The sequence below is a fragment of the Streptomyces tricolor genome (genome assembly GCF_002155905.1).
Classification (GTDB): Bacteria; Actinomycetota; Actinomycetes; order Streptomycetales; family Streptomycetaceae; genus Streptomyces; species Streptomyces tricolor.
Genome location: NZ_MUMF01000121.1, coordinates 1 through 14,229, shown reverse-complemented (window position 1 = coordinate 14,229; position 14,229 = coordinate 1). Strand labels below are relative to the sequence as shown.

The 14,229-nt window shown below is 74.9% G+C and carries 2 protein-coding genes; both read left to right on the top strand.

Going from position 1 to position 14,229, the window contains the following annotated elements:
- A partial coding sequence (locus tag CCN44_RS10245; RefSeq protein ID WP_143649677.1) for a type I polyketide synthase occupies positions 1 to 6,637 on the top strand: 6,637 nt, incomplete at its 5' end.
- A gap of 30 nt (positions 6,638 to 6,667) precedes the next feature.
- Positions 6,668 to 14,229 (top strand): type I polyketide synthase (locus CCN44_RS10240; RefSeq protein WP_086697447.1); only part of this gene is annotated, 7,562 nt, incomplete at its 3' end.

The window sequence follows — 14,229 nt, the reverse complement described above, 5'->3', positions numbered from 1 at the left end:
CGAGGGGCCCGGGGCGCTGGACCCCGAGGGTACGGTCCTGATCACCGGCGGTACCGGCTCGCTCGGCGGACTGCTGGCCCGGCACCTGGTCGCCCGGCACGGCATCCGTCACCTTGTGCTGGCCAGCCGTCGCGGCCAGGCCGCCGAGGGCGCCGCCGAGCTGGTCGCCGAACTCACCGGACTCGGGGCCGCCCAGGTCACGGTGGCGTCCTGCGATGTCACGGACCGGGACGCGGTCGCCGCCCTGCTCGCCGAGGTCCGCCGGAGCGGGCGCCCGCTGACCGGGGTCGTGCACACCGCGGGCATCGCCGACGCCGGAGTGATCGGCACCCTCCGGCCCGAGCAGGTCGCGCGGGTGTTCGCGCCGAAGGTGACAGCGGTACGGCACCTGGACGAACTGACCCGCGAACTGGTCCCGGAACTGGCCGCGTTCGTCGTCTTCTCGTCCGTCTCCTCCGTCTTCCTCGGCGCGGGCACCGGCAGCTACGCGGCGGCCAACGCCTTCCTGGACGCCGTCGCCCAGCGGCGCCGGGCCGAGGGCCTGCCCGCCACCTCGCTCGCCTGGGGGCTGTGGGACCAGGCCACCGGCGGTATGGCGGCCGGCATGGACGACCTCACCCGCAGCCGGATGAACCGGCGCGGCGGTGTCCTCCCCATGTCCCCCGACGAGGGCATGGACCTCTTCGACGCGGCCCTGCGCACCGGCGAGGCACTGCTCGTCCCGGCCAGACTGGACCTGCGGCAGCTGCGCACCGACGCCGGCGCCGGCCGGGCGATCCCCACCCTGCTGCGCGGCCTGGTACGCACCGGCAGGCAGACCGTGCGGGCCGCAGCCGGCGACAGCGGCGGCGGCCTCGCGGACCGGCTGGCCGGGCTGGGCGCGGCGGAGCAGGAGGCGCTGCTGCTGGACCTGGTCCGGACGCACGCGGCGACCGTGCTCGGCCACGCCGGCCCCGAGGGGATCAAGCCCGACACGGCGTTCCGTGACTCCGGGTTCGACTCCCTCACCTCGGTCGAGCTGCGCAACCGGCTCCGCGAGGCCACCGGCCTCAAACTGGCCGCCACCGTCGTCTTCGACCACCCCAACCCCCTCTCCCTCGCCCGTCACCTGCACGGCGAACTGGACGAGACGACGGCGACCGCCCCCGCCCCGGCCGCGGCGGTCGCGCTCGCCGACCCGGACGAGCCGATCGCGATCGTCGGCATGGCCTGCCGCCTGCCCGGCGGCGTCAACAGCCCGGAAGAGCTGTGGCGGTTGGTGTCCGAGGGACGCGACGCGATGTCCGGGTTCCCCGACGACCGTGGCTGGGACCTGAGCGGCTTCTTCAGCGACGACCCGGACCAGGCCGGTACGTCCTACGTGAGCCAGGGCGGTTTCCTCTACGACGCCGCCCTCTTCGACGCGGGCTTCTTCGGCATCTCGCCGCGCGAGGCGCTGGCGATGGACCCGCAGCAGCGCCTGCTCCTCGAAACCTCCTGGGAGGCGCTGGAGCGGGCCGGCATCGACCCCCTCGCGCTGAAGGGCACGGACGTCGGCGTCTTCTCCGGCCTGATGGGCCAGGGCTACGGCACCTCGGGCCCGGTGCCGCCCGAGCTGGAGGGCTTCACCGGCACCGGCGGCATGGGCAGCGTGGCCTCCGGCCGCGTCGCCTACGTCTTCGGCTTCGAGGGCCCCGCGGTGACCGTGGACACGGCCTGCTCGTCCTCCCTGGTCGCCATCCACCTCGCGGCCCAGGCCCTGCGCAACGGCGAATGCTCGATGGCCCTCGCGGGCGGCGCCACCGTCATGGCCACCCCGGGCACCTTCGTCGAGTTCTCGCGGCAGCGGGGCCTCGCGTCCGACGGCCGCTGCAAGTCGTACGCGGACGCGGCCGACGGCACGGGCTGGGCCGAGGGCGCGGGTGTGGTCGTCCTGGAGCGGCTGTCGGAGGCGCGGCGCAAGGGCCACCGGGTGCTGGCGGTGGTGCGGGGCAGCGCGGTCAACCAGGACGGCGCGTCCAACGGCCTGACGGCACCCAACGGCCCGTCGCAGCAGCGCGTCATCCGCAAGGCGCTCGCGAACGCGGGCCTGACCCCGGCGGACGTCGACGCGGTCGAGGGCCACGGCACCGGCACGGTCCTCGGCGACCCGATCGAGGCACAGGCACTCCTCGCCACCTACGGCCAGGACCGCGAAGAACCCGTCTGGCTCGGCTCGCTGAAGTCCAACATCGGGCACACCCAGATGGCCGCGGGCGTGGCCGGCGTGATCAAAATGGTCCAGGCGATGCGGCACGGCGTCCTCCCCGCCACCCTGCACGTCGACACCCCGACCTCCCAGGTCGACTGGGAAGCAGGCGCCGTACGCCTGCTGACGGAAGCGCGCGAATGGCCGGACGTGGACCGGCCGCGCCGGGCCGGCGTCTCCGGGTTCGGCGTCAGCGGAACCAACGCCCACGTGATCCTGGAGCAGGCACCGGAAGAGCCGGAGACCGAGCCGCCGGCTTCGACCGACGGTCCGCTGCCGGTGATCCTCTCGGCACGCAGCACCGGCGCGCTGGCCGGACAGGCCGGACGACTGGCGGAGTTCGTCGGCGGAACCGACCTGCCGATGACGGCAGTTGCAGGCGCGCTGGTCTCCCGGCGGGCAGTGCTGCCCGAGCGGGCCGTGATCGTCGCCGAGTCACGCGAGGAAGCGGTGGCCGGACTGGAGTCGCTGGCCGCCGGCGAGCCCTCACCGCTCGTGGTCACGGGCTCGGACACCGACGGCAGGACCGTGTTCGTCTTCCCGGGGCAGGGGTCGCAACGGGTCGGCATGGGCCGGGAGTTGTACGGCCGGTATCCGGTGTTCGCGCAGGCCCTGGACGAGGCGTGCGCCGCGTTGGACGCGCAGCTCGGTGTGGAGCAGTCGGTCAAGGACGTGATCTTCGGCGACGCGAGCGGCGGCCTGCTGGACCAGACCGTGTTCACGCAGGCCGGACTGTTCGCCGTGGAGACGGCGCTGTACCGGCTGGTGGAGTCCTGGGGCGTACGGCCGGACGTGGTCGCCGGACACTCCATCGGCGAGATCGTCGCCGCGCATGTGGCCGGTGTGCTGTCGCTGCCGGACGCCGCGGCGCTGGTGGCCGCGCGCGGCCGGCTGATGCAGGCCCTGCCGTCGGGCGGCGCGATGGTGGCAGTGGCCGCGACCGAGGACGAGATCGCCGAACACCTCGCGGAGGGCGTGGACTTGGCGGCGGTGAACGCGCCCGGCTCGGTCGTGCTCTCCGGCGATGAGACGGCTGTCCTGGCTGTCGCGGAGAAGCTGCGTGAGCAGGGCCGCCGGGTCAAGCGCCTCACCGTCTCGCACGCTTTCCACTCGGCGCTGATGGAGCCGATGCTGGCGGAGTTCGCCGAAGCCCTCGCCGGGCTGATCTGGCGCGAGCCCGTCATCCCCGTCGTGTCGAACGTGACCGGAAAGCTCGCCGATCCCGGCCAGTTGACGGACCCCGCCTACTGGGTCGAGCACGTCCGCCGTCCCGTCCGCTTCGCCGACGGCATCAGCTCTACCGGCGGCTCGGTGTTCCTGGAACTCGGCCCCGGCGGCGCCCTGACCGGCGCCATCGCGGAGTCGGCCGGCCAGTACGCGGTGAGCGTGCCTGCCCTGCGGGACGAGCGCGGCGAGGCGCACACCCTTCTGTCGGCCGTGGCACACCTCTTCGTGCGCGGAACCAAGGTCGACTGGGCGGCAGTCCTCCCGAAGGGCGCCACGGAAGTCCACGTGGACCTGCCGACGTACGCGTTCGAGCACTGTCACTACTGGTTGCAGACGGCCCCCGCGACCGATGCGGTCGCCCTCGGCCAGAGCACGGCCGATCACCCGCTGCTGGGTGCGGTCGTGGAGGTGCCCGAGACCGGCGGGGTGCTGTTCACCTCCCGGCTGTCGCTGCGCACGCACCCCTGGCTGGCCGATCACGCCGTCGGGGGAGTCGTCCTCGTGCCGGGCACCGGTCTGGTCGAACTCGCCGTACGGGCCGGTGACGAGGTCGGCTGCGGCGTGCTGGACGAACTCGTCATCGAGGCCCCGCTCGTCGTGCCCGAACAGGGAGGCGTCCGCGTCCAGGTCGCCGTCGGCGGCCCGGACGACAGCGGCCTGCGGAGCGTGGCGGTCTACTCGGCCCGGGAAGACGCGGCCGGGGAGATCGGCACCGAAGCTTGGACCCGGCACGCCACCGGCACCCTCACCGACACCGCCACCGTTCCCGCGGTCCCCGGCGGCACCTTCGACTTCACCCCCTGGCCGCCCCCCGGCGCCGAGCGGGTCGAGGTGGACGTCGACGCCTTCTACTCCGGTCTCATCGACCAGGGGTACACGTACGGGCCGGTGTTCCAGGGCCTGCGGGCGGTGTGGCGGCGCGGCGGCGAGGTGTACGCCGAGGTCGCCCTGCCGGACGGGCAGCGCGAGGAAGCGGCCCGGTTCGGCATCCACCCCGCCCTGCTGGACGCCGCCCTGCACGCCAACGGATTCGTCACCCCGGCCGACGCGACCGCACCCGGTGACGCGCCGCGCACGGTCCTGCCGTTCGCCTGGAACCGGCTGGCACTGCACGCGGCGGGAGCCTCGGCGCTGCGCGTGCGGGTGGCGCCGTCCGGCCCCGACGCGGTCGCGGTGCAGGCCGCCGACGAGACCGGTGAGCCGGTGCTGACGACCGAGTCCCTGGTGTTCCGCGCGGTCAGCGCCGAGCAACTGGAGGCCGCGGCCGGCGCCCCCGGCGCGGATGCGCTGTTCCGCGTGGAGTGGACCGACCTCACCGTGCCCGCCCGGACGGGCAGCCCGGCGCCGGCCTGGGCGCGGGTCGCCACCGCAGCCGACCTCGCCGGTCCGGCCGCCGATGGCACCGTGCCGGAGCTGCTGGTGGTACCGGCCGACGGAGCCGACGACGCCCTGGAGCGCACGGCCCGGGTGCTGGGCGTCCTCCAGGCGTGGCTGGCCGACGAGCGGCTCGCGGACTCCCGGCTCGTGGTGGTGACCCGGGGCGCGGTGGCCGCCGGTGAGGACACCGTGACGGACCCGGCCGGCGCGGCCGTGTGGGGACTCGTACGGGCCGCCCAGGCGGAGAACCCCGACCGGATCACCCTCATCGACACCGACACCGGCACCGGCACCGGCACCGGTGCCAACGCCACCCTGGACGACGACTCCCTCGCCGCCCTCCTCGCCACCGCGCAGGCGGCCGGCGAACCGCAGCTCGCGGTGCGCGGTACGACGGTCCGCGCCCCGCGCCTGGCGCGGGCCGCCACCGCCCGCCCCGGCCCGGCGCCCGCCGGCTGGGACCCGGACGGCACCGTCCTCGTCACCGGTGGCACCGGCTCGCTGGGCGCCCTGCTGGCCCGGCACCTGGTCGAGCGGCACGGCGTACGGCACCTGCTGCTGGCGAGCCGGCGCGGCCCGGCCGCCGTGGGCGCACGGGACCTGGTCACCGAGCTGACCGCGCTCGGCGCGACGACCGTACGGGTGGCCGCCTGCGACATCGCCGACCGGGACGAGGTCTCCGCCCTGCTGGACTCCGTCCCCGCGGAGCACCCGCTGACCGCCGTCCTGCACACCGCCGGCGTCCTGGACGACGGCGTGATCGGCACACTCGACCGGGAGCGCCTGGCCCACGTCTTCGCGCCGAAGGTGAGGGCCGTCGCGCACCTGGACGAGCTGACCCGGGCCATGAACCTGACGACCTTCGCGGTCTTCTCCTCCGGCGCCGGCCTGTTCGGCTCGGCCGGCCAGGGCAACTACGCCGCCGCCAACGCCTGGCTGGACGCCGCGATGACCCGGCGCCGGGCGGCCGGCCTGCCCGCGCTGTCCCTGGCCTGGGGGCCCTGGGAGCAGACCACCGGGATGACCGCCGGCACGGAAGCGGCGGCCCGCACCCGCGGCAACCGGCGCGGCGGCATCCTGCCGCTGGCTCCGCGGGAGGGCCTGGCCCTGTTCGACGCGGCCCTGGCCGGTGATGACGCACTGCTCGTCCCCGTCAAGCTGGACCTCAGGGCCGTACGCGCGGAGGCGGCCACGGGTGCCGGAGTGCCCCCGCTGCTGCGCCACCTCGTGCGTGCCGGGCGGCAGTCGGCGCGGTCCGCAGCCGGCGACGGCGGGGACGGCCTGCTGCGCCGGCTGGCCGGGCTGGACCGGGACCGGCAGGAGGCCGTGCTGCTGGACGTCGTCCGCGGTCATGTCGCCGGTGTGCTCGGACATGCCGGAGCGGACGGCGTCGGGGCCGAGACGGCGTTCAAGGACGCCGGGTTCGACTCCCTCACCTCCGTGGAACTGCGCAACCGGCTGCGCGCCGCGACCGGGGTCAACCTCTCCGCCACCGTGGTCTTCGACTACCCCACACCGCTCGCCCTCGCCCGCCACCTGCACGGCGAACTCGCCCCGGAGGGCACGGCCGGGCAGCGGCCTGCGGCGGAGGCGGACGAGGAACGGCTGCGCCACGCACTGCTCACCCTCCCGCTGGAGCGGTTCCGGGAGGCCGGCCTGCTGGACGCGCTGGTGGAACTGGCCGCCCTGGAACCCGGCGCACCCGCGCCCGACACACCGGACACCACACGCGGAGCACTGGCCGACCTGGACGTCGACGACCTCGTACACCTCGCGCTCGGCGACAGCGAATCCCTCGAAGGCTGACGCGGCACACGACAGATTGGGGCAGGGAAAGTGAGTGCTTCCTACGAGAAGCTTGTCGAGGCGCTGCGCAAGTCGCTGGAAGAGGTCGGCACGCTGAAGAAGCGGAACCAGCAGCTGCTGGCCGCGTCCCGCGAGCCGATCGCGATCGTCGGCATGGCCTGCCGACTGCCCGGCGGCGCCGACACGCCCGAGGCACTGTGGGAGTTGGTGGCCGAGGGCCGCGACGGCGTGTCGGGCTTCCCGGACGACCGCGGCTGGGACCTCGACACCCTGCTGGACGCCGACCCCGAGAAGACCGGCACCTCGTACGTCGACCAGGGCGGGTTTCTCCGGGGCGCCGGCCGGTTCGACGCGGAGTTCTTCGGTATCTCCCCGCGCGAGGCGCTGGCGATGGACCCGCAGCAGCGGCTGCTGCTCGAAACGTCCTGGGAGGCGCTGGAGCGGGCCGGTATCGACCCCCTGTCGCTGAAGGGCACCGACGTCGGTGTCTTCAACGGCATCATGGGCGTCGACTACTTCGCCGGCGGCAGCGTCCCGCCCGAGCTGGAGGGCTTCACCGGCACCGGCGCCGCGTCCAGCGTGGCCTCCGGCCGCATCTCCTACGTCTTCGGCTTCGAGGGCCCCGCGGTCACCCTCGACACCGCCTGCTCGTCCTCCCTGGTCGCCATCCACCTCGCGGCCCAGGCGCTGCGCCGCGGCGAGTGCTCGATGGCCCTGGCCGGCGGCGCCACCGTGATGGCCACACCCGGCCTGTTCATCGACTTCTCCCGGCAGCGTGGCCTCGCCGCCGACGGCCGCTGCAAGGCCTACTCGTCCACCGCCGACGGCACGGGCTGGGCCGAGGGCGCGGGCGTGGTCGTCCTGGAGCGGCTGTCGGAGGCACAGCGCAAGGGCCACCGGGTACTGGCCGTCGTCCGCGGTACGGCCGTCAACCAGGACGGCGCGTCCAACGGCCTGACGGCACCCAACGGCCCGTCCCAGCAGCGGGTGATCCGCAAGGCGCTGGCGAACGCCGGGCTGACCCCGGCGGACGTGGACGCGGTCGAGGGCCACGGCACCGGCACGGTCCTCGGCGACCCGATCGAGGCCCAGGCCCTGCTCGCCACCTACGGCCAGGACCGCGAACAGCCGCTCTGGCTCGGCTCCTTGAAGTCCAACATCGGCCACACCCAGGCCGCCGCGGGCGTGGCCGGCGTGATCAAGATGATCCAGGCGATGCGGCACGGCGTCCTCCCCGCCACCCTGCACGTCGACGAGCCGTCCCCCCGCGTCGACTGGGAAGCGGGCGCCGTACGCCTGCTCACGCAGGCCCGCGACTGGCCGGACGTGGACCGGCCGCGCCGGGTCGGCGTCTCCGGGTTCGGCGTCAGCGGCACCAACGCCCACGTGATCCTGGAGCAGGCACCCGAGGAGCCGGAGGCTGAGCCGTCGGCCCCGGCCGATGGTCCGCTGCCGGTGATCCTCTCGGCACGAACCGCCGGCGCGCTGGCCGGACAGGCCGGACGGCTGGCGGCGTTCATCGGCGACAGCGACACCCCGTTGCCGACCGTCGCCGGAGCACTGGTCGCGCGACGGGCCCTCCTGCCCGAGCGGGCCGTGGTCCTCGCCGGGTCGCGGGAGGAGGCGGTGACCCAGCTGCGAGCCTTGGCCGACGGGGAGTCGGCCCCCGCAGTGGTCACGGGCTCGGGTGCTGAAGGCAAGACGGTGTTCGTGTTTCCGGGCCAGGGGTCCCAGCGCGTGGGCATGGGACGGCAGTTGTACGACCGGTACCCGGTGTTCGCGCAGGCCCTGGACGAGGCGTGCGCCGCGTTGGACGCGCAACTCGGTGTGGAGCAGTCGGTCAAGGACGTGATCTTCGGCGACGCGAGCGGCGGCCTGCTGGACCAGACCGTCTTCACGCAGGCCGGACTGTTCGCCGTGGAGTCGGCGTTGTTCCGGCTGGTGGAGTCGTGGGGCGTACGGCCGGACGTGGTCGCCGGACACTCCATCGGTGAGATCGTCGCCGCGCATGTGGCCGGGGTGCTGTCGCTGCCGGACGCGGCGGCGCTGGTGGCCGCGCGCGGCCGGCTGATGCAGGCGCTCCCGTCGGGCGGCGCGATGGTCGCAGTGGCCGCGACCGAGGACGAGATCGCCGAACACCTCGGTGACGGGGTCGACTTGGCGGCGGTCAACGCGCCCGGCTCGGTCGTCCTGTCCGGCTACGAGGGAGCCGTCGAGGCCGTCGCGGAGAAGCTGCGTGAGCAAGGCCGCCGGGTCAAGCGCCTCACCGTCTCGCACGCTTTCCACTCGGCGCTGATGGAGCCGATGCTGGCGGAGTTCGCCGAAGCCCTCGCCGGGCTGACCTGGAACGAGCCCGTCATCCCCGTCGTGTCGAACGTGACCGGAAAGCTCGCCGATCCCGGCCAGTTGACGGACCCCGCCTACTGGGTCGAGCACGTCCGCCGCCCCGTCCGCTTCGCCGACGGCATCAGCGCCACCGGCGGATCGGTGTTCCTGGAACTCGGCCCCGGCGGTGCACTCAGCGGCGCCATCACGGAGTCGGCCGGCGACGACGCCGTCAGCGTGCCGGCCCTGCGGGACGAGCGCGGCGAGCCGCACACCCTTCTGTCGGCAGTGGCGCAGCTCTTCGTACGCGGAACCAAGGTCGACTGGGCGGCCGTGCTCCCCGAGGGTGCCACCGAGGCCCACGTGGACCTGCCGACGTACGCCTTCGAGCACCAGGACTACTGGCTCCCCGCCCCTCGCCCCCTCATGGACGCCATCGCCCTCGGCCAAGGCGCGGCGGATCACCCGCTGCTGGGCGCGGTGGTGCCGCTGCCCCAGTCCGACGGGTTGGTCTTCACCTCCCGGCTCTCCCTGCGCACGCACCCCTGGCTGGCCGACCACGCCATCGGGGGAGTGGTGCTCGTACCCGGCACCGGTCTGGTCGAACTCGCCGTACGGGCCGGTGACGAGGTCGGCTGCGGAGTGCTGGACGAGCTGGTGATCGAGGCGCCCCTGGTCGTGCCCGAGCAGGGTGCCGTACGCGTCCTGGTCGCCGTGGGCGGGCCGGACGAGACCGGTGCCCGCAGCGTGGAGGTGTACTCCACCCGCCAGGACGTCGGCACGGAGAGCGGCCCGGACGCCTGGACCCGGCATGCCGGCGGCACCCTGAGCACGGCCGTCGTCCCCGCCGACACCTTCGACTTCACCGCCTGGCCCCCGCCCGGCGCCCAGCAGGTCGACATCTCCGACGGCTACGAGAAGCTGACGCGCGCCGGATACGGGTACGGCCCGGCGTTCCAGTGCGTGCGGAAGGTCTGGCGGCGCGACGGCGAGCTGTTCGCGGAGGTCGTCGTACCGCCGGAGCAGCGGGAGAACGCCGCCGGGTTCGGCATCCACCCGGCGCTGCTCGACGCCGCACTGCACGCGAGCATCCTGGACGCGGCGGCCGAGGTGACCGACGGAGCCGGGGCGGAGGAAGCGGCCGTGGTGCGGCTGCCGTTCGCCTGGAACGGACTCACCCTGCACGCCTCCGGTGCCGCGTCGATCCGGGTACGGCTGCTGCGGCCCGACCCGGACACGCTGTCGCTGGAAGCCGTCGACGACACCGGCGGCCTGGTGCTGACCCTGGACTCGCTCGTCTCGCGGGCCGTCTCCGGAGAGCAGCTCGAAGCGGCGGCCGGCGCGCCCGGCACCGACGCGCTGTTCCGGGTGGAGTGGGGTGAGCTGCCGTCGGTGGGCGGTGCCGGTGAGGTGCCGGAGGTGTCGGTGGTCGAGGCCCGTTCCGCCGGGGAGGCTCCGGTGGCGTTGGTGGGTCGGGTGCTGGCGGCCGTGCAGTCTTGGCTGGCGGAGGAGGGTGCCGGGGACGGCCGGCTGGTGGTGGTGACCCGGGGTGCGGTGCCGGCGGGTGGTGACGAGATGGTCACCGATCCGGGTGGTGCGGCCGTCTGGGGGCTGGTCCGTGCGGCGCAGGCGGAGAACCCGGACCGGATCGTGCTCGTGGACGGTGACACGGACGAGGTGGATCTGGGCGCCGTGCTGGCGAGCGGTGAGCCGCAGGTGGCCGTGCGGGGTGCGGCGCTGTATGTGCCGCGCCTCGCCCGGGTCGCCCCGGCCGCCCCGGCCGAACCGGTGCTGGATCCGGACGGCACGGTGCTGATCACCGGCGGCACCGGCTCGCTGGCCGGTCTGCTGGCCCGGCACCTGGTCCAGCGGCACGGCGTACGCCATCTGGTCCTGGTCAGCCGGCGCGGCGCGGAAGCCGACGGAGCACGGGAGCTGGTGGCGGAGCTGGTGGCGCTGGGCGCCGAGTCGGTGTCGGTGCCCGCCTGTGACGTGACCGACCGGGACGCGGTCGCGGCCCTGCTCACCGGGCTGACCGGCCCCCGGCTGACCGCCGTCGTCCACGCGGCCGGGGTGTTCGACGCCGGAGTGGTCGGCGAGATCGAAGCCGAGCGGCTGGCCCGGGTGTTCGCGCCCAAGGTGACGGCCGTGCAGCACCTGGACGAGCTGACCCGTGAACTCGCCCCGGACCTCGACGCGTTCGTCACCTACTCCTCCGTCTCCGGGGTCTTCCTCGGCGCGGGCACCGGCAGTTACGGCGCCGCCAACGCCTGCATGGACGCGCTGATGGCGCGCCGCCGGGCGGCCGGGTTCCCGGCCCAGTCGCTGGCCTGGGGGCTGTGGGAGCAGACCACCGGCATGGGCGCCGACCTGGACGACCTGTCCCGCAGCCGCATGAGCCGCCGGGGCGGCGTGCTGGCCCTCGGCCCCGACGAGGGCATGGAACTGTTCGACGCGGCGCTGGGCAGCGGCCACACCCTGCTCGTGCCGGTCAAACTGGACCTGCGCGGACTGCGGGCCGACGCGACCGCCGGGGCCGGTGTGCCGCCGCTGCTGCGCGGACTCGTCCGCGCCGGCCGGCGGGCCGCGCGCGGCACCGGACGCGCGGGCCGGGACGGACTGGCCGGCCGGCTGGCCGGGCTGGCCCCCGCCGAGCAGGAGGCGCTGCTGCTCGACCTCGTCCGCACCCATGTCGCGAACGTCCTCGGGCACACCGGTCCGGAGCGGGTCAGGGCCGAAACGGCGTTCAAGGACGCCGGGTTCGACTCCCTCACCTCCGTCGAACTGCGCAACCGGCTCCGCGAGGCCACCGGCCTCAACCTGCCCGCCACCACCGTCTTCGACTACCCGACCCCCCTCGCCCTCGCCCGGCACCTGCACACCGAGTTGCAGGGCGTGACCCCGGCCGCCCCCGTGCCGGTGGCCGTGCCCCACGACCCGGACGAGCCGATCGCCGTGGTCGGCATGGCCTGCCGGCTGCCCGGCGGAGTCGGCAGCCCCGAGGACCTGTGGCGCCTGGTCCGCGAGGGCCGCGAGGGCGTCACCGGGTTCCCCACGGACCGCGGCTGGGACCTCGACGCGGTCTACGACGCCGACCCCGAGCACGCCGGGACGTCGTACGTCGGCCAGGGCGGCTTCCTGCACGAGGCGCCGCTGTTCGACCCGCTGTTCTTCGGGATCTCGCCGCGCGAGGCGGTGGCCATGGACCCGCAGCAGCGGCTGCTGCTGGAGACGTCCTGGGAGGCGCTGGAGCGGGCCGGCATCGACCCCACCGCGCTCAAGGGCGGCGACGTCGGCGTGTTCAGCGGCATCATGGGCGTCGACTACTACTCCGGCGGTGACGTACCGGAGGAAGTGGGCGGGTTCGCGCTGACCGGCGCCGGGGCCAGCGTGGCCTCCGGACGCGTGTCGTACGTCTTCGGCTTCGAGGGCCCCGCCGTCACCGTCGACACCGCCTGCTCCTCCTCGCTGGTCGCCCTGCACCTGGCCGCACAGGCCCTGCGGGGCGGCGAATGCTCCCTGGCCCTCGCCGGCGGCTCCACGGTGATGGCCGGGCCGGGGATGTTCATGGAGTTCTCCCGGCAGCGGGCGCTGGCCCCGGACGGGCGCTGCAAGTCGTACGCCGACGCCGCCGACGGCACCGGCTGGGCCGAGGGCGCGGGCGTGGTCGTCCTGGAGCGGCTGTCGGAGGCCCGGCGCAACGGGCACCCGGTGCTCGCCGTGATCCGCGGCAGCGCCGTCAACCAGGACGGCGCCTCCAACGGGCTCACCGCACCCAACGGGCCCTCGCAGCAGCGGGTCATCCGCAAGGCGCTCGCCGCCGCCGGACTGACTCCGGCCGACGTCGACCTGGTCGAGGGCCACGGCACCGGCACCGTCCTCGGCGACCCGATCGAGGCACAGGCCCTGCTCGCGACGTACGGGCGGGACCGGGACCCGCGGCAGCCGCTGTGGCTCGGCTCGCTGAAGTCGAACATCGGGCACGCCCAGGCAGCCGCCGGCGTCGCCGGTGTGATCAAGGCCGTACAGGCCCTGCGGCACCGCGAGATGCCCGCCACCCTGCACGTCGACGCACCCTCCTCCCAGGTCGACTGGTCGGCCGGCGCGGTGCGCCTGCTCACCGAGGCCCGCCCGTGGGCCGACCCGGGACGGCCGCGCCGGGCCGCGGTGTCCTCGTTCGGGCTCAGCGGCACCAACGCGCACGTCATCCTGGAGGAGGCCGCCGAGGCCCCGGAGGAGACGACCGCACCGCGGACCGCCCCGGCCGGTGTCGTCCCCCTCGTGGTGTCGGCGCGCGGCACCACGGCCCTCGCCGGGCAGGCCGCCCGGCTCGCCGCGTTCCTCGACGACACCGGCGCGGCGCCCGCCGACGTCGCGGCGGCCCTGGTGACCCGGCGGGCCGTCCTGCCGGAGCGCGCCGTGGTCGTGGCCGGCACCCGCGAGGAGGCCCTGACCGGACTGGGCGCGCTGGCCCGCGGCGAGAGCAGCCCCGCCGTGCTGACCGGCGGCCCCGCCCCGGCCGGCACCGGCAAGGTCGTCCTCGTCTTCCCCGGCCAGGGCACCCAGTGGGCCGGCATGGGCCGCGAACTCCTCGACACCTCCCCGGTGTTCGCCGAGCGGATCGCCGAGTGCGCGCGGGCGCTGGAACCCTGGGTGGACTGGAAACTGGAGGACGTGCTGCGCGGTGAGGCCGACGCCGGCCTGCTGACCCGCGTGGACGTCGTCCAGCCCGCCGGCTTCGCCATGATGGTCGGCCTCGCCGCGGTGTGGGCGTCGGTGGGGGTCGTACCGGACGCCGTGGTGGGCCACTCGCAGGGTGAGATCGCGGCCGCGTGTGTGGCGGGTGCGCTGCGGCTGGAGGACGCGGCACGGATCGTGGCCGTACGCAGCCAGGTGATCGCCGAGCGGCTGTCCGGGCACGGCGGCATGGCCGCCGTGTCCCTGCCGGAGGCCGCGGCGGCGGACCGCATCGCGGCCTGGGAGAAGCGAGTCGAGGTGGCCGTCGTGAACAGCCCCTCGTCGGTGGTGATCGCCGGTGACGCGGAGGCCCTGGACGAGGCGCTCGCCGCACTGGAGGCGGACGGCGTGCGCGTGCGGCGTGTGGCGGTGGACTACGCCTCCCACACCCGCCATGTCGAGGCGGCCGAAGAGGCGTTGGCGAAGGCGTTCGCCGACATCCGCAGCCGGGCGCCCCTGGTGCCGTACCTCTCCGCGGCCACCGGCGAGTGGGTCCGCGAGGCGGGCGGGCTCGACGGCGACTACTGGTA